Annotated in this window: 16 protein-coding genes; 10 read left to right on the top strand and 6 right to left on the bottom strand. The window is 62.2% G+C overall.

Annotated elements, in window-relative coordinates; translation table 11 throughout:
* The first annotated feature begins 75 nt into the window (after window positions 1-75).
* From AB7951_RS13815 to AB7951_RS13785, 7 genes are all read left to right on the top strand, one after another.
* Window positions 76-1,032: an ABC transporter substrate-binding protein gene (locus AB7951_RS13815; protein ID WP_092142802.1), complete on the top strand. Its 957-nt coding sequence runs from the start codon at window positions 76-78 to the stop codon at window positions 1,030-1,032.
* A gap of 25 nt (window positions 1,033-1,057) precedes the next feature.
* A complete protein-coding gene (locus AB7951_RS13810) occupies window positions 1,058-1,921 on the top strand; it encodes an ABC transporter permease (protein WP_439062656.1) in 864 nt (287 codons plus the stop codon).
* Window positions 1,914-2,759: an ABC transporter ATP-binding protein gene (locus AB7951_RS13805; protein ID WP_120289795.1), complete on the top strand. Its 846-nt coding sequence runs from the start codon at window positions 1,914-1,916 to the stop codon at window positions 2,757-2,759. The genes AB7951_RS13810 and AB7951_RS13805 overlap by 8 nt, the downstream gene beginning before the upstream one ends.
* 129 nt (window positions 2,760-2,888) lie before the next feature.
* A complete protein-coding gene (locus AB7951_RS13800) occupies window positions 2,889-4,031 on the top strand; it encodes an acyl-CoA dehydrogenase family protein (RefSeq protein WP_120289793.1) in 1,143 nt (380 codons plus the stop codon).
* A 24-nt stretch (window positions 4,032-4,055) separates the two neighbouring features.
* Complete coding sequence (locus AB7951_RS13795; RefSeq protein WP_120289791.1) at window positions 4,056-5,150, top strand: LLM class flavin-dependent oxidoreductase; 1,095 nt, start codon at window positions 4,056-4,058, stop codon at window positions 5,148-5,150.
* Window positions 5,147-6,091: an ABC transporter substrate-binding protein gene (locus tag AB7951_RS13790; RefSeq protein WP_120289789.1), complete on the top strand. Its 945-nt coding sequence runs from the start codon at window positions 5,147-5,149 to the stop codon at window positions 6,089-6,091. The genes AB7951_RS13795 and AB7951_RS13790 overlap by 4 nt, the downstream gene beginning before the upstream one ends.
* Window positions 6,092-6,333: 242 nt before the next feature.
* Window positions 6,334-7,374: an aliphatic amidase gene (locus AB7951_RS13785; RefSeq protein WP_120289787.1), complete on the top strand. Its 1,041-nt coding sequence runs from the start codon at window positions 6,334-6,336 to the stop codon at window positions 7,372-7,374.
* A gap of 123 nt (window positions 7,375-7,497) precedes the next feature.
* Here the strand turns inward: AB7951_RS13785 and AB7951_RS13780 are convergent, their stop codons facing one another.
* Genes AB7951_RS13780 through pxpB form a run of 3 tightly spaced genes read right to left on the bottom strand, consistent with a single transcriptional unit; the run spans window position 7,498 to window position 10,074 of the window.
* Window positions 7,498-8,268, bottom strand: a complete 771-nt coding sequence (locus AB7951_RS13780) for a 5-oxoprolinase subunit PxpA (RefSeq protein WP_120289785.1) — start codon at window positions 8,266-8,268, stop codon at window positions 7,498-7,500.
* Window positions 8,269-8,299: 31 nt separating this feature from the next.
* Window positions 8,300-9,346, bottom strand: a complete 1,047-nt coding sequence (locus AB7951_RS13775) for a biotin-dependent carboxyltransferase family protein (RefSeq protein WP_120289783.1) — start codon at window positions 9,344-9,346, stop codon at window positions 8,300-8,302.
* Window positions 9,343-10,074, bottom strand: a complete 732-nt coding sequence (pxpB, locus tag AB7951_RS13770) for a 5-oxoprolinase subunit PxpB (protein ID WP_089264364.1) — start codon at window positions 10,072-10,074, stop codon at window positions 9,343-9,345. The genes AB7951_RS13775 and pxpB overlap by 4 nt, the downstream gene beginning before the upstream one ends.
* Window positions 10,075-10,326: 252 nt before the next feature.
* On the opposite strand from pxpB, the gene AB7951_RS13765 reads away from it, so the two are divergent.
* Both AB7951_RS13765 and AB7951_RS13760 read left to right on the top strand, forming a co-directional pair.
* The gene (locus AB7951_RS13765; RefSeq protein ID WP_089264363.1) at window positions 10,327-11,025 is read left to right on the top strand and encodes a ribonuclease activity regulator RraA; all 699 of its coding nucleotides are present in this window, start codon (window positions 10,327-10,329) and stop codon (window positions 11,023-11,025) included.
* A gap of 138 nt (window positions 11,026-11,163) precedes the next feature.
* Window positions 11,164-11,568 carry a (R)-mandelonitrile lyase gene (locus AB7951_RS13760; RefSeq protein WP_120289781.1) on the top strand — a complete coding sequence of 135 codons (405 nt, stop codon included), beginning with the start codon at window positions 11,164-11,166 and terminating at the stop codon, window positions 11,566-11,568.
* 40 nt (window positions 11,569-11,608) lie between these two features.
* On the opposite strand, the gene AB7951_RS13755 is transcribed toward AB7951_RS13760, so the two are convergent.
* Window positions 11,609-12,073 carry an Lrp/AsnC family transcriptional regulator gene (locus AB7951_RS13755; protein WP_089264361.1) on the bottom strand — a complete coding sequence of 155 codons (465 nt, stop codon included), beginning with the start codon at window positions 12,071-12,073 and terminating at the stop codon, window positions 11,609-11,611.
* A gap of 156 nt (window positions 12,074-12,229) precedes the next feature.
* Here AB7951_RS13755 and AB7951_RS13750 point away from each other — a divergent pair, with 156 nt between their 5' ends.
* Entirely contained in the window at window positions 12,230-13,243 is a 1,014-nt protein-coding gene (locus AB7951_RS13750; protein WP_120289779.1) for a 1-aminocyclopropane-1-carboxylate deaminase, read from the top strand.
* Between the two features lie 54 nt (window positions 13,244-13,297).
* On the opposite strand, the gene AB7951_RS13745 is transcribed toward AB7951_RS13750, so the two are convergent.
* Both AB7951_RS13745 and AB7951_RS13740 read right to left on the bottom strand, forming a co-directional pair.
* Window positions 13,298-14,092, bottom strand: a complete 795-nt coding sequence (locus tag AB7951_RS13745) for a transporter substrate-binding domain-containing protein (protein WP_120289777.1) — start codon at window positions 14,090-14,092, stop codon at window positions 13,298-13,300.
* A gap of 109 nt (window positions 14,093-14,201) precedes the next feature.
* Window positions 14,202-14,960, bottom strand: coding sequence for a DUF2147 domain-containing protein (locus AB7951_RS13740; protein ID WP_120289775.1), 759 nt, complete (start codon window positions 14,958-14,960; stop codon window positions 14,202-14,204).
* Window positions 14,961-15,021: the final 61 nt, after the last annotated feature.

Below are 15,021 nucleotides of genomic sequence, written 5' to 3'. Positions count from 1 at the left end.
CACCGATAGCTGTATACGAGGCATGGTTATTGCATTCCTTTTGGGCTGGCACACGGTTCAGCCCAAGGGAACGACATGTACAGCACCAACCGACGTGATTTCATCCGCCTGACGGCCATTGCCGCGGCGCTGTCCACGACCAGCATCAAGGCGTTTGCCGCCGACCGCGTGGTCAAGATCGGAACGCTGAAGCTCATTCACGGCGTCACGCCGTATTTCTACGAGAAATTCGCGCCTGATGGCGTCAAGTTCGAGGTGATCCCGTTCGAAACCCCGACCGACGGCAAGAACGCCGTCGTGACCGGCACTGTCGATTTCGGCATCTTCGGTTTTGCCGCGGCGACGCTCGGCGGCGCCAATGGCGAGCCGATCGTGGTGATCGCGTCTGCCTGCAATCGTGGCATGGCGGTCGTCGCCAAGAAGGATTCCGGGATCAATACGATCAAGGACCTGAAGGGCAAGAAGGTCGCGATCCTGCCGGGCTCGACCCAGGAAGTCGTGATCCTCGATCGTCTCTCCGCCGAAGGCATGACGGTGAAGGACGTCGAGTCCGTGCGTCTGTCGTTCAGCGACATGGCGCCGGCGCTCGCTCGCGGCGACATCGACGCCTATGTGGGCGCCGAGCCCGGCCCGGGCATCAGCCTCGCCAATGGCGTCGGCCAGATCGTCGAATATCCCTATACGACGCCGACCGGTTCGCTGAACATGGTGCTGGCCACGCGCCGCGAACTGATCGAGAAAGATCCTGAGCTCATCAAGGCGCTGCTCAAGACCCACCGCCTGGCCAGCGAATATGCCATGAAGGACCGTGAGGCCTTCATCGCCATCGCCATGCAGAAGCTCGGCCAGCAGAAGCCGTCGATCGAGAAGGCCGCACCGAATGTGGAGCTGACCTGGAATATCGACGACCAGTTCATGAAGCAGGCGGAATATTACGGCGGCCAGATGCTGGCCAAGAAGCAGATCCGGCAGTTGCCGGACTACAAGACCTTCATCGATGCGAGCTTCGTGAAGACGCTAGCGGCCACGTGAGCGCGTCGTGAGCCTGCAAAGCATGATGGACGATACGTCCAACAGGGTACAGCCTGCGCCGGCAGCGGAAACCCCGGTGCCTGCGGCCGGGAAGCGCGGGCAGGGTGTGCAGCGGGCGCGCACAGTTGCGCTCGCGCTGATTGTGCCGGTGTGTCTGTTGGTGATCTGGGACGTCATGGTGCGCTGGACCGGCACGCGGCTGGTGCCGTCGCCGGCCGGTGTCGCCATCATGATGTGGGATTTCGCTTTCGGCGGAATCTATGACGATGCGTACAGCGCCAGCCTGCCGATCCATTTCTGGAAAAGCGTGCAGCGCGTCTATGGCGGCTTTCTCTGCGCGGCAGCGATCGGCATTCCGCTCGGCCTGATGATCGGGCGCATGCCGCTGTTGCGCAAGCTGCTCGACCCTACGCTGTCACTACTGCGACCGATCCCGGTGACGGCATGGCTGCCGCTGTCGATGATCTTCTTCGGACTAGGTCCGCGCGCGGCTATCTTCCTGGTGTTTCTCGGCGCGTTCTTTCCGATCCTGCTCAACACCGTGTTCGGGGTGCGATCCGTCGATATCAGGCTGTTCGAGGCTGCGGAAATGCTCGGCTGCAGCGGCGCGCAGCAGTTCCGCTCCGTCGTTTTACCGGCAGCGCTACCCAGCATTTTCAACGGCCTTCGTCTCGGTGCAGGTTTCGCATGGATCCTGATCGTGGTCGGCGAGATGACCGGTGTGCCCGAAGGCCTCGGCGCCGTCATCATGGATGGCCGCACACTGTCGCGCACCGATCTCGTGATCACCGGCATGATCATCATCGGCATCACCGGCTTTCTCTCGGATCGCATCCTGCTGATGCTCAGCAACTACTTCCTCCGCTGGAGCCCGCAGCATCATGCTTGATCGACCAACCACAATTGCGCCTGATATCCTCGAGGTCAGCGCCGTCAGGAAAATCTATCAGGCCTCCAACGGTCCGGTCGAAGCGCTGCGCGGTGTCAACCTCACCATCCGCAAGGGCGAGTTCGTCTGTCTGCTCGGCGCGTCCGGCTGCGGCAAGTCCACCTTGCTGCGCATCGTCGCCGGTTTCGAGAAAGCGACTGAGGGCTCGGTCACCATGTACGGCTTTCCGGTCGACAAGCCGGGCCCGGATCGCGGCATGGTGTTTCAGGATTACGCGCTGTTTCCGTGGCTGACCGTGCGCGACAATATCGGCTTCGGGCCGAAGCATCGTCGTGTCGCGAGCAAGGTCGTGGACGAACTCACCGACAAGTTCATGGCGATGGTCGGACTGACCGCCTTCGCCGATCGCTATCCGCACCAGCTCTCCGGCGGCATGAAACAACGTGTTGCGATCGCGCGCGTACTCAGCAACGACACCGACGTGCTGCTGATGGACGAGCCGTTCGGCGCGCTGGATGCGCTGACCCGCAGCAAGCTGCAGGAGGAACTCGTCGAGATCTGGCGCACGACAGGACTTACCGTGATCTTCGTGACCCATTCGGTCGAGGAGGCCGTGATGTTGGCGGATCGCGTCATCGTGATGTCGGCAGGGCCTGGCCGCATCGATTGCGAGATCGAGGTTGATCTTCCACGCCCGCGCGATGTGGCGTCTCCGGAGTTCAATGTGTTGCGGCGCGAGGTGACGCAAAAGCTCACCAGCCATATCGCCGGCAGTCGGGGCGTGGCTGCAGATTCCTGTATCAGGCTTCAAAATCGCGCGAATAAAATTCTCGCCTGAGGTCGTCGGGGAGAATTTTCACCTGTGGGTCTGAGGCCCGTCAGTCCCGCTGTCGTTATTTCCGGGTACCGCTTGTAACGCCTGCCGAACGGCATTCTCTAGGGTTAGAGAAGCCGAAAGCAATACGATATGGACGCGGTTCCCAGCATTATCGATAGGGTTAATTTGCTCGCACCGGGCTTTGCCGAGCGCGCGACGCTGCATGATCGTGCGGCAAGTTTTCCATTCGAGAATTTTCAGGAACTGTCCGAGGCGGGCCTTCTGGCGCTGCCGGTGCCAAAGGCCTTGGGCGGCGCGGGTGCCGGGGTGCGCGAGGCTGCGCGCGTCGTGAACGCGGTCGGCAAGGCCGATGCCGCAACCGCGCTCGTATTGGCGATGCACTATATCCACCATCTGGTCATCACGCGGAATGGCAATTGGCCTGCGCATCTGGCGCAGCGCGTGTCGCGCGACGCCGTGAATGGCCTGGCGCTGATCAACGCATTGCGCGTCGAGCCCGATCAGGGATCGCCATCGCGGGGCGGTCTGCCTCAAACCACAGCGAAGCGCACCGCCGAAGGCTGGCGCATTACCGGCCGCAAGATCTATTCGACCGGTGCGCCGATCCTCAAATGGTACACTGTATGGGCGAAGACGGACGAGCCCGACGTGCGGGTCGGCGTCTTTCTGGTGCCGGCGGGTCTGCCGGGTACCGAGATCGTCGAGACCTGGGATCATCTCGGTCTGCGCGCCAGCGGCAGCCATGACGTCGTGTTCGACGACGTGCTCATTCCGCTCGACAACGAGGTGGATCTGCGCCGTCCCAGCGAATGGGGCGCGCCGGATGTGTCGCAGGCGACCATCCAGGCCGTGCTCGTCGGTGCGGTCTATGACGGCGTGGCGCGGGCGGCGCGCGACTGGCTGATCGACTTTCTGAAGACACGCACGCCATCGAGCCTCGGCGCGCCGCTGGCGACGCTGCCGCGGGCGCAGGAGATCGTCGGCAACATCGAGGCAAAGCTCGCGGTGAATGCGCGGCTGCTGGAGACCTTCGCACGGGATATCGATGACGGTGTTACGCTGACGCCGGTTGAGGCGAACATCCTCAAGCTCACCGTCACCAACAATGCCGTGGCAGCCGTCGAGGATGCGCTGTCGCTGACCAGCAATCACGGACTGACCCGCGCCAATCCGCTGGAGCGGCATTATCGCGACGTGCTGTGTGGCCGCGTGCACACGCCGCAGGACGACAGCACCAAGATTTCCGCCGGACGCATCGCGCTCGGCATCTGAACAACAGCAGCAGTGGAGACAACCATGTCCGTCGAATTCATCGGCTTCATCACCAACAATGACGCATCCGAGACCCGCGTGCGCTCCGGCCCGGTGCTCGATCCCAGCTATATCGAAACCGTCGCGAAGGCGCATGAGCTCGCCGGGTTCGACCGCGCGCTGCTCGCCTTCCATTCGACCTCGCCGGACGGCCTGCAGGTCGCCCAGCATGCGCTCGGCGTGACCGAGAAGCTGAAAGTGATGATCGCACAGCGTCCAGGCTTTACTGCGCCAACCGTTATCGCCCGCCAACTGGCCACCATCGAGAATTTCCACCATGGCCGCGTCTCGCTGCATGTCATCACCGGCGGCAATGCCAAGGAGCTACGGCAGGACGGCAATACGCTCGACGACAAGGACGAGCGTTATGCCCGCACCGGCGAGTGGCTCGACATCATCAAGCAGGAATGGACGAGCGAGAAGCCGTTTGATTACAACGGCAAATACTACCAGGTCGAGGGTGGCTTTTCACAGGTGAAGCCGACCGTGCCGATCCATGTCTTCGTCGGCGGCGCGTCAGATGCGGCCATCGACGTGTCGGGCAAACATGCCGATACGTTCGCGCTGTGGGGTGAATCCTACGCCCAAGTGCGCGACGTCACCGGCCGCGTGCGGGCCGCTGCTGCCAAGTATGGTCGTTCGGCGCCGCGTTTCAGCCTGTCGGTGCGCCCGATCATCGCCGATACCGAGGAGAAAGCCTGGGCCAAGGCCGACGACATTCTCGCCCGCGCCACCGCGCTGCAGGACAAGACCGGCTATCGCAAGCCGGCCGATGGCCACGCCACCGCCGGTGCGAAGCGTCTGCTGGCGCTGGCCGAGCAGGGCACCCGCATCGACAAGCGGCTGTGGACCGAGATGGCGGCGCTCACCGGCGCCAACAGCAACACCACCGCGCTGGTCGGCACGCCCGAGCAGGTCGCCGAAGTCTTCGCCGACTACTACGATCTCGGCGTCAGCCATTTCCTGATCCGCGGCTTCGATCCCCTGATCGACGCCATCGATTACGGCCGCGAACTGATCCCGCGCACCCGCGAACTGATTGCGGCGCGCGACGCCGCCAAGGGAGTTGTCGCAGCATGAAACGGCTCATCCTCGCCGCCGGCCTGATCCTCGCGGCTTTCGCCGGCACCGCCCACGCCGAGACCACGCTGATCGTCGGCGACCAGAAGGGCAATGCACGCGCCGTGATGGAAGCATCCGGCGTGCTGAAAGACGTGCCCTACAAGATCGAGTGGAAGGAATTCGCCGCGGCAGCGCCGCTGCTGGAAGCGCTCGGTGCCGGCGCGCTCGATAGCGGGCTGGTCGGCGATGCGCCCTTTACGTTTGCCGCGGCGGCCAATGTGCCGGTCAAGGCAATCGGCGCGATCCGGCAGACCGGCGACGGTCTCGCCGTGCTGGTACCGAAGGACTCGACGATCAAGAGCTTCGACGATCTGAAGGGCAAGAAAATCGCCACCGGCCGCGGTTCGATCGGGCATCAGCTCATTCTCGCCGCGCTGGAACAAAAGGGCTGGACGGCGAGCGATGTGCAGATCGTGTTCCTCGCTCCGTCGGATGCCAAGGTCGCTTATACCCGCGGCTCAGTCGATGCGTGGTCGACCTGGGAGCCCTATGTGAGCCAGGAAGAGGTGCTGTTCCAGTCGCGTGTCCTGCTGAATGCCGAGGGCCTGACATCGGGGCTGAGCTTTGTCGTGGCGACGCCGAATGCGATCCGCGACAAGCATGCCGAACTCGAGGACTATCTCCGCCGCCTCACTGCGGCGCGCGCTTGGGCGCTGAAGAACGCGGATGCTTACGCGCAGACCTGGGGCAAGCTGATGAACGTGGCGCCGTCGGTGCCGCTGAACTGGCTGACACGCGCAAAAATCCGCATCGCACCGATCGACGATGGCGTCGCCGCGGATGAGCAGAAGACCATCGATCTCTATCTGCGCAGCGGACTGATCAAGCAGAAGCTCGATGCCAATGCGATCGTGGATCGATCGTTCAACGATGCCATCGGGAAGGGTACGGGCCTGTAGACTCTCGATCCAGACCCGGCAATTGCTACTTAAACTCTGTCATGCCCGGGCTTGTCCCGGGCATCCACGTCTGTGCCGCAAGCAGTAAAGGCGCGGATGGCCGGGACAAGTCCGGCCATGACGGTGTTTGCATCGAGGACGTCTCGCTGTCGCCAGAGCCACAACCCGCACATCCGTAAATCCACGTATTCCCGGTCTCCCTCCGTCGGCCCACCATCGCCCGGCAACGGAGACCTGCGCAGATGCATCACGGCGATATTTCATCCAGCAAGGACGCGGTCGGCGTCGCCGTCGTGAATTACAAGATGCCGCGGCTTCACACGAAGGCCGAGGTGTTGGCCAATGCGCAGAAGATCGCCGACATGATCGTCGGCATGAAGATCGGTCTGCCCGGCATGGATCTGGTGGTGTTCCCGGAATATTCGACCCAGGGCATCATGTACGACTCCAAGGAGATGTACGAGACCGCCTCGATCGTGCCCGGCGACGAGACAGAGATTTTCGCGGCAGCCTGCCGCAAGGCCAAGGTCTGGGGCGTGTTCTCGTTGACCGGCGAGCGGCACGAGCAGCATCCGCACAAGGCGCCGTACAACACGCTGATCCTGATGAACGACAAGGGCGAGATCGTTCAGAAATATCGCAAGATCATGCCATGGGTGCCCATCGAAGGCTGGTATCCCGGCAATTGCACTTATGTCTCCGAGGGGCCGAAGGGCCTGAAGATTTCGCTGATCATTTGTGACGACGGCAACTATCCCGAAATCTGGCGCGATTGCGCCATGAAGGGCGCGGAACTGATCGTGCGCTGCCAGGGCTACATGTATCCGGCGAAAGACCAGCAGGTGCTGATGGCCAAGGCGATGGCCTGGGCCAACAACACCTATGTTGCCGTTGCCAATGCCTCAGGCTTCGACGGCGTCTATTCGTATTTCGGTCATTCGGCAATCATCGGCTTCGATGGCCGTACCCTCGGCGAATGCGGCGAAGAGGATTACGGCATTCAATATGCGGCACTGTCGAAGTCATTGATCCGCGACGCGCGCCGCACCGGGCAGTCGGAGAACCATCTCTTCAAGCTGCTGCATCGCGGCTACACCGGCACGATCAATTCCGGCGAAAGCAACAAGGGGGTCGCAGCCTGTCCGTTCGATTTCTACGCGAACTGGGTCAACAATCCCGACAAGGCGCGCGAGAATGTCGAGGCCTTCACGCGGCCGACGGTCGGTGTCGAGGAATGCCCGATCGAGGGACTGCCACATGAGGGGATGTTGAACGATCGATAGGGGGGATGATCCCTGTCCTCTCGGTCGTCATGGCCGGGCTTGTCCCGGCTATCCACGTCTTTGCTTGTGGCCAAGGCGTGGATACCCGGCATTCGCCGGGCATGACGGCGTTTTGTTTACGAACTAAAGCGCCGTCTTGAACGGCGCCACATCGATCCCCGCCGCCTTCAGCCCATCTCGTACATGGCGGCCAAGTTCGACGGCTCCCGGCGTGTCGCCGTGAATGCACACGGTGTCCATCTTCATCTTGATCACCTTGCCAGTGATCGAGATGACTTCCCCGGTCTGTGCCATCTTCACCACACGATCAGCAACCATCACCGGATCATGCAGCACCGCGCCGGGCTTCTTGCGGGAAACGAGATTGCCGTTGTCCTCGTAGGCGCGGTCGGCGAACACTTCATGTGCCAACGGGAGTCCGGCGGCTTCGCCTGCGGTCACGAGCTTGGAATTCGCCAGCACCACGAAGGTCAGATTTCGGTCGACCGCCTTGATGCTGGCGGCGATGGCGCGGGCGGTCATGTCGTCCTCGCAAGCGACGTTGGAGATCGCGCCGTGAGCTTTCACATGGGTGACCTTGTAGCCTTCCATGGCGGCGATCGCCTGCAAGGCGCCGATCTGGTACGCGATCAGGTTCTCGATCTCGAGTGCGGTGAGACCGACGATAGGCCGGCGGCCGAAACCGTGCAGGTCGCGATAGCCGGGATGCGCGCCGATCTTGACGTTGCGCGCCTTGGCGAGCTGCACCGTCTTGCGCATCACATCGGCATCGCCGGCATGATAGCCGCAGGCGATGTTCACGGAGGACGCGAGGTCGATCATCGCGGCGTCGTTGCCCATCTCCCACATGCCGAAGCTTTCGCCGAGGTCGCAGTTCAGATCGATGGTCGCCATGGTCGTGCTCTTTCGTGAGTAGGATTCGGAATCAGTCTTGCGCGTCTGCCGTTTGCGGTGCCTGCCACGTATTGTCATCGGTTGCACTGACGGCGACACCAGCGACATTGGACGACAGCAGCGCCTTGATGTCCAACATCAGGATGTTGGAATCATGGACACGGCCGGGCAGGCTCTGCAGCAGTTCGGCGAAGGCGCGATATTCCGCCTGCGCCTCGGCCATGGTGATGGCTTTAAAGCGGAAAGCGCGGCCCGGCTGGGTCTGGCCGAACCGGCCGAGATCCGTCGAGATCACGGTCGCGATTTTCGGATAGCCGCCTGATGTGCCACGGTCAGGCATCAGCACGATGGGCTGGCCGTTGCCGGGTACCTGGATCGAGCCGTTCACGGTGCCGTCGGAAACGATGTTGTGCCCGTGCAGATGTTTGATGACGGGGCCTTCGAGGCGATAGCCCATGCGGTCGCTGGTCGCCGAGATCTTCCACTCGCTGCTGAGGAACAATTCTTTGGCGTCACCGAATTCATCGTCTTGTGGTCCAAGCACCACGCGGATCGGACCTTCGGCCGGCGCAGGCAAATCGATGCGCTTCTCGTTGGCGCTGCTTGCAGCCGCCACCAGCAATTCGTCACCGGCCTGCAGCGGGCGCGGATAGGGACTGCCGAGACCGGCGCGGGCGTTCACGGCCAGGCTGCCGAACATCGGCTCGCCGCGTACGCCGCCTTCGATGGCGAGATAGCCGAAGGTGCCGGCGCGGGCGACGCCGAGATTGAGGCTCTCGCCATCGGCCAGCGTGACGGAGGTATTGACGTTGAAGGGGGTGCCCGCGATATCGGCCGGCCGTGTCGCGCCGGTCAGCGACACACGAACGGCGCCGCCTTTGGCGGTGAAGACTGAATTGAGCGGGCCGAGTTCAATGGTGGCGGCGAACAGCGTGTTGCCGAGCAGGGCATTGGCGGCGGCCATCGCCAGTCGATCGACGGCGCCCGATGGCACCAGGCCATAGCGCTGTGCGCCGAAGCGGCCGACATCCTGCACGGATGTGCCGGGGCTTACGGAGGTGACGATGAGCTTGCTCATGACGCGATCAGCTCCGCGACGAATGCGCCGGCTTCGGCCGCGCGGTCCTGCTCGGCAAAGGTTTTCTCGTCGACAGCGGCGAAAGTGATGGCGTCGCCAGGTTCCAGAAGAAATGTTGGATCGCGGCCGAGCTGATAGGTGCGCACGGCGGTGCGCCCCAAGAGATGCCAGCCACTGGGGCCGGCGAGGCATTGCACGCCGGTCTGAATACCACCGATGGAGATCGTGCCGGGCGGTGTCAGCAGCCGGGGATTCTGCCGGCGCGACATCTGCATCGAACTCGGCAGCCCGCTGAGATAGGACCAGCCCGGCGTGAAGCCGATCATCGCCACCTTGTAGTCGCCGCCTACATGGCGTGCGACGACTTCGTCCGGCGTGATGTTGAGCGCCTTCGCGACGTCTTCGAGATCGATGCCGTTCTCGCCGCCATAGGCGACGGGGATGCGCCAGCGCCGGGCCGCCTTGGCTTCGGGGAGTGGCTGCAGCGCCAGTTCGGTCAGTTTCTCACCCAAAGCGTCGAAGCCGATCTGCAAGGGATCGTAATGCACCAGCAGGGAGCGATAGGTCGGCACGGTTTCGGTGACGGCAGCAAGGCCGGCCGACGCGACGAGTTTGTCGAGCGCCAGCACCCGGCGGTTGGCTTCCTCGTCGATGGTGCGGCTGAATTCGACGGTGATGGCAGCATCGCCACTGGGGAGGATGCGGGGCGGGGAGAGAGCTGCGACCATGGCCTCACAACGTCAGTATTGGACGACCATGCATAGCGCGTTTTACCAGCGAGTGGAATTCGCAATCTGAAAATAGCCGTGCATCTTCAATAAATTAATACGCATGTTGGCGATAAGCCGTACTGATCGCAGAGGTTTCATCACATTGCATGGCGCTTTGAGACGGCAGCCCTTGACGCGCTGGCATTCCACCGCAAGATGCGCCGCCGTAAGTCCAACGTCCTGCACCCTCTGACCTGAAGAGCCCTGCGTATGTCCCTGACACCCGAAGCCATTGCCACCCTGTCGAAGGTCACCACCGCGACCATCACCACCGTTCTCCTGAAGAAGGGCCTGCGCAATGTCTGGCTGCGCGGCGCCAAGCCGCTGCGCCCCGGTCAGCCCCGTCTCGTCGGTCCGGCCTTTACGCTGCGTTTTGTGCCGGCGCGCGAGGATCTCGCGACCCCGGAATCGTGGTCGTCGCCGATCTCGACCCGCACCGCCATCGAAGCCATGCCGGAAGGCTGCATCGCCGTGGTCGACGCCATGGGCATCACCGACGCCGGCATCTTCGGCGACATCCTCTGCGCCCGCATGCAGAAGCGTGGCGTCGCTGCGCTGATCACCGACGGTGTGGTGCGTGATATCGAAGGCGTGCTCGGCACCAATCTGCCGGTGTGGTGCGACGGCTATGCCGCTCCGCCGTCAGTTGCCGGCCTGACCTTTGTCGGCTGGGGTGAACCGATCGGCTGCGGCGGCGTTGCCATCTTCCCGGACGACGTCATCGTCGCCGACCAGGACGGCGCTGTCGTGATCCCGAAGGCCTTCCTCGATCTCATCCTCGCCGAAGGCGCCGAGCAGGAGCGCATGGAAGCCTGGATCGTCAACGAGGTGAATAACGGCGCCACGCTACCCGGCCTGTATCCGATGAATGCCGAGACCAAGGCGCGCTACGCCGCGTCGAAGAAGTAATCAACCAACTCAATACCCTCATCCTGAGGAGCGGCCGCTTGGCCGCGTCTCGAAGGGCGAGGGAGTGTTCATCCCTCATGGTTCGAGACGGCGCTGCGCGCCTCTTCACCATGAGGGCCAGAGATTGGAGACCGTGCCATGAAGCTTTTCCCCGCAGGTTCGCGCCCGACCAAAAGGGCGCCAGAGGAATACTTCACAGGCACGGTCTGGCAGGATCCGGTCATTGTCGCGGAAGCGCCGGCGCGGCTTGTGACATTCCGCGTCAGCTTCGAGCCCGGCGCACGCACGGCCTGGCACACGCATCCGTTCGGGCAGACGCTCTATGTCATCGCAGGCGTCGGGCGCTTTCAGACCGAAGGTCAGTCAGTCGTTGAGATCAAGCCGGGCGACACCGTCTGGATTCCACCGGGCGAGAAACACTGGCACGGCGCGGCGCCGACCACCGGCATGACCCATATCGCCATGCAGGAAGCGCTCGACGGCAAGACCGCGGACTGGATGGAAAAGGTCAGCGACGAACAATATGCGAAGCCGGTCGGCTAGGGCGGCCAGGCATCACCGGGTACGGGGGCGAGCGCTGGGTTCAAAAGTCTAGCGGCGCATTGTCCACCACCTCTTTCATGACGAAAAAGGTCCGGGTCTGACGGACGCCGGGCAGTGCGATGAGTTGCGTGCCGTGGATACGATTGAAATCGGCCATGTCGCCGACGCGGATTTTTAGGAAATAGTCGAAGTCGCCGGCGACCAGGTGGCAATCGAGAACAAATTTCAGTTTGGCCACCGCCTTTTCAAATACCGCAAAGCTTTCCGGCGTCGAGCGATCGAGCACGACACCGACCATAACCAGCGCGCCGCGGTTGACCTTCTCGGGCGCAATGATGGCGCGCGTATTCCTGATATAGCCCTCGTCAAACAGCTGCTGCGTGCGGCGATGACATGTGGCGGGACTGACATTCACCTTGGCCGCCAGATCGGCGTTGCTCAGACGCCCGTCTTTCTGCAGCAAATGCAGCATGCGAAGTCCGATTTTATCCAGATTTTCTGCCATGAAAGAATCTTCCGAATTTTTGGAATTTAATGCGTCTTACTTCCAGTTCAGATGGATATGGTACGATATATAGCAGAATACAGCCATATCTTTGAAAGCACCTTCCGCACCGAAAATGCTAGCTGTACCGCCAGTTTTCACGACAACAGGTGTCACATGCTCGAAGGCTTCGAACGCTATCCGCTCACCTTTGGACCCACCTATATCGAGAAGCTGGAGAAGCTCTCGGCCCATCTCGGCGGTAAGGTCGAACTCTACGCCAAGCGCGAGGACTGCAATTCCGGGCTAGCCTATGGCGGCAACAAGCTGCGCAAGCTCGAATACATTATCCCCGATGCCATCGCGTCGAATGCCGATACGCTGGTATCGATCGGCGGCGTACAGTCCAATCATACACGCATGGTTGCGGCCGTTGCGGCCAAGATCGGCATGAAGTGCCGGCTGGTGCAGGAGAGCTGGGTGCCACATGAGGATGCCGTCTACGACCGTGTCGGCAATATCATGCTCAGCCGGATCATGGGCGCGGATGTGCAGCTCGTCGACGAAGGCTTTGACATCGGCATCCGTCATAGCTGGGAAGAGGCGATCGAAGATGTGAAGGCCAAGGGCGGCAAACCCTACGCCATTCCGGCCGGTGCCTCCGTGCACAAATTCGGCGGTCTCGGCTATGTCGGCTTTGCCGAAGAAGTCCGGGCGCAGGAGAAGGAGCTCGGCTTTGCGTTCGACTACATTGTCGTCTGCACCGTGACCGGCTCGACCCATGCCGGCATGCTGGTGGGTTTCGCCAAGGACGACCGCCAGCGCAGGGTCATTGGTATCGACGCATCTTTCACACCGGTCCAGACCAAGGCGCAGGTACTTGAGATCGCGCAGAACACCGCCAAGCTGGTCAAATTAGGCAAAGACCTCGTCGACGATGATGTGGTGCTGATCGAGGACTACGCCTATCCCGTTTACGGCGTGCCGTCGGAAGAGACCAAGGACGCCATCCGTCTCTGCGCGCGCCTCGAGGGCATGATCACCGACCCTGTCTATGAAGGGAAATCGATGCAGGGGATGATCGACCTCGTGCAGAAGGGTTACTTCCCTGAAGGATCCAAGGTGCTCTATGCACATCTCGGCGGCGCGCCGGCGCTGAATGGATACGGCTACGCGTTCCGTAATGGATAGAGGCTGTCACATCGCGTGCGCCGGCTTTGCAGCCGGCGCGCCGATTGCCTCCGGTCACTCGAACCAGCGGTTGACGGTCGCACGGAAACTGCCGTCTTCCTGCATGATGTGCAGCCACTGATCGACGAAGGCCTTCAGCGCCACATCGCGCTGGAGCCAATAGGCCTTCTCGGCAAAATCGAACGGCGTGTCCGGGTGCACAGCGCAGAGCACGCCGTGATGCAGCTTCTGCTGATAGCGGGTCTCTGACGCATCGGTCATCATCAGGTCGGCACGGCCTTGTGCGATCTCGTCGAAGATACGGGTATTGTCGTTGAAGACGGTGATCTCGGCTGACTTGATATGCGTCCGTGCAAAGCGCTCATTGGTGCCGCCCGGATTCACGATCACCTTGATACCCGGCCGATCTATCTCCGCGAGCGTGCCGAATTTCCCTGTATCGGCACAGCGCGCGATCGGCGTCTTGCCCTCGCGCATGATCGGGGTCGAGAACACGCCCTTCTTCTGCCGGTCGAGGGTGATCGACACGCCGCCCATCACCACATCGAACTGGTCTGCCGCAAAGTCTGCTGACAGTTTTGGCCAGCTGGTCTTCACATAGTCGACCTTGACGCCGAGTGCTTTTCCGAGCGCCTCCGCCATCTCGACGTCGAAGCCCTTGAACGATGTCGTGACAGGATCGAACGCGCTGAACGGCATGTAGTCGCCGGTCAATCCAACGCGGAGCGTCCCCCGGGCAATGATATCGTCGAGGCGGGACGGTGAGGGCGCAGGGGCCGGCGTCTGTGCATGCAAGGGCGCGGCAAGCAGCAGGCAGGCCGCAAGCCAGGCGGCGGTGATCCGGATCATGACGTCTCCCCGTTTGTATCGCGAAGCGCACTGTTCAGGGGCGCACCGCGTTACGATCAGCTTACAGGGGATGTTGGACCTTTCAATCGATGAGCAGCGTCGGCTGGGATCAGTTCACCCGCGTCCAGGTCTGTCCGCCGCAGAACATGCCGCCGAAGGCACAGCCCTGAACACGCAGCGTGTCGCTGCCCTTCAGAGCGATGGTCGATTCGTAGGTGCTGCCGCTGTTCGGATCGAAGATCTTTCCCGCCCATTTGTTGTTGCCGGGCTTCATGTTGATCAGCACTTTCTCCCCATTGGCCTCGGTTTTGGCATTCATCGAATAGCCGCACAGATTGGCGCCGCATTGTTCGATGCGAACCTTGCCTTCCTTCTTCTCGGTCATCCAGATGCCGAGCGGCGTTGCCGCCGCGGCAGGCGTAACCGGTGTGGGCGCATCCTGCTTGTTGACTGGATCTGTGGGCGGTGCGTTGGCGATGACCGTAGAGGGCGCAGATTTCTCGGCAGGCGCGGGAGCCGGGGCAGGCTGCGGGGCTACTGCGACGGATGGCGTGACAGGAGTCGCCGGAGCTGCCGCCTCCTTTGGGGCGACAACGGGCTTCTGCGTCTCCACAGGCTTGGCCGTCTGTTCGGATCGCGGAGTGTTGGGGGCCTGCTCGCGCGTCTCGCGGTCACGCTCGCGCTTGCTGCGCTTGGTGCCATATTCGTAGACGCCGGGAATGGACACCGAGATGCAGTCCGTCGAATTGCAGTCGCTTGGCGCTTCGATGGTAATGGTGCGGCCACCGATGTCGAATGAGTAGCTGTCGCCAGCCTGAGCGGCGGTGCTGGTCAGCAGGATGGCGGCGAGGGCGAAGAGCGGCTTCATGTGTCCTCCAAGGCGGTTGAAATCCTGCCCCTGAACAGCGCCGCGGATGCGCCTGAACACT

It is taken from the genome of Tardiphaga sp. 285_C5_N1_2 (assembly GCF_052076065.1).
In the GTDB taxonomy this organism is placed as follows: Bacteria; Pseudomonadota; Alphaproteobacteria; order Rhizobiales; family Xanthobacteraceae; genus Tardiphaga; species Tardiphaga robiniae.
Note: the sequence above shows the minus strand (reverse complement) of the source record. Positions and strands in the feature narration are given on the sequence as shown.

What these genes read in the sequence shown, in the direction of transcription:
- AB7951_RS13795 (WP_120289791.1), top strand. Translation starts at nt 4,056, where the DNA reads ATGTCCGTCGAATTCATCGGCTTCATCACCAACAATGACGCATCCGAG.
- AB7951_RS13780 (WP_120289785.1), bottom strand. Translation starts at nt 8,268, where the DNA reads ATGGCGACCATCGATCTGAACTGCGACCTCGGCGAAAGCTTCGGCATG.
- AB7951_RS13805 (WP_120289795.1), top strand. Translation starts at nt 1,914, where the DNA reads ATGCTTGATCGACCAACCACAATTGCGCCTGATATCCTCGAGGTCAGC.
- AB7951_RS13745 (WP_120289777.1), bottom strand. Translation starts at nt 14,092, where the DNA reads ATGATCCGGATCACCGCCGCCTGGCTTGCGGCCTGCCTGCTGCTTGCC.
- AB7951_RS13815 (WP_092142802.1), top strand. Translation starts at nt 76, where the DNA reads ATGTACAGCACCAACCGACGTGATTTCATCCGCCTGACGGCCATTGCC.
- AB7951_RS13800 (WP_120289793.1), top strand. Translation starts at nt 2,889, where the DNA reads ATGGACGCGGTTCCCAGCATTATCGATAGGGTTAATTTGCTCGCACCG.
- AB7951_RS13750 (WP_120289779.1), top strand. Translation starts at nt 12,230, where the DNA reads ATGCTCGAAGGCTTCGAACGCTATCCGCTCACCTTTGGACCCACCTAT.
- AB7951_RS13755 (WP_089264361.1), bottom strand. Translation starts at nt 12,073, where the DNA reads ATGGCAGAAAATCTGGATAAAATCGGACTTCGCATGCTGCATTTGCTG.
- AB7951_RS13785 (WP_120289787.1), top strand. Translation starts at nt 6,334, where the DNA reads ATGCATCACGGCGATATTTCATCCAGCAAGGACGCGGTCGGCGTCGCC.
- AB7951_RS13740 (WP_120289775.1), bottom strand. Translation starts at nt 14,960, where the DNA reads ATGAAGCCGCTCTTCGCCCTCGCCGCCATCCTGCTGACCAGCACCGCC.
- AB7951_RS13775 (WP_120289783.1), bottom strand. Translation starts at nt 9,346, where the DNA reads ATGAGCAAGCTCATCGTCACCTCCGTAAGCCCCGGCACATCCGTGCAG.
- AB7951_RS13810 (WP_439062656.1), top strand. Translation starts at nt 1,058, where the DNA reads ATGGACGATACGTCCAACAGGGTACAGCCTGCGCCGGCAGCGGAAACC.
- pxpB (WP_089264364.1), bottom strand. Translation starts at nt 10,074, where the DNA reads ATGGTCGCAGCTCTCTCCCCGCCCCGCATCCTCCCCAGTGGCGATGCT.
- AB7951_RS13765 (WP_089264363.1), top strand. Translation starts at nt 10,327, where the DNA reads ATGTCCCTGACACCCGAAGCCATTGCCACCCTGTCGAAGGTCACCACC.
- AB7951_RS13760 (WP_120289781.1), top strand. Translation starts at nt 11,164, where the DNA reads ATGAAGCTTTTCCCCGCAGGTTCGCGCCCGACCAAAAGGGCGCCAGAG.
- AB7951_RS13790 (WP_120289789.1), top strand. Translation starts at nt 5,147, where the DNA reads ATGAAACGGCTCATCCTCGCCGCCGGCCTGATCCTCGCGGCTTTCGCC.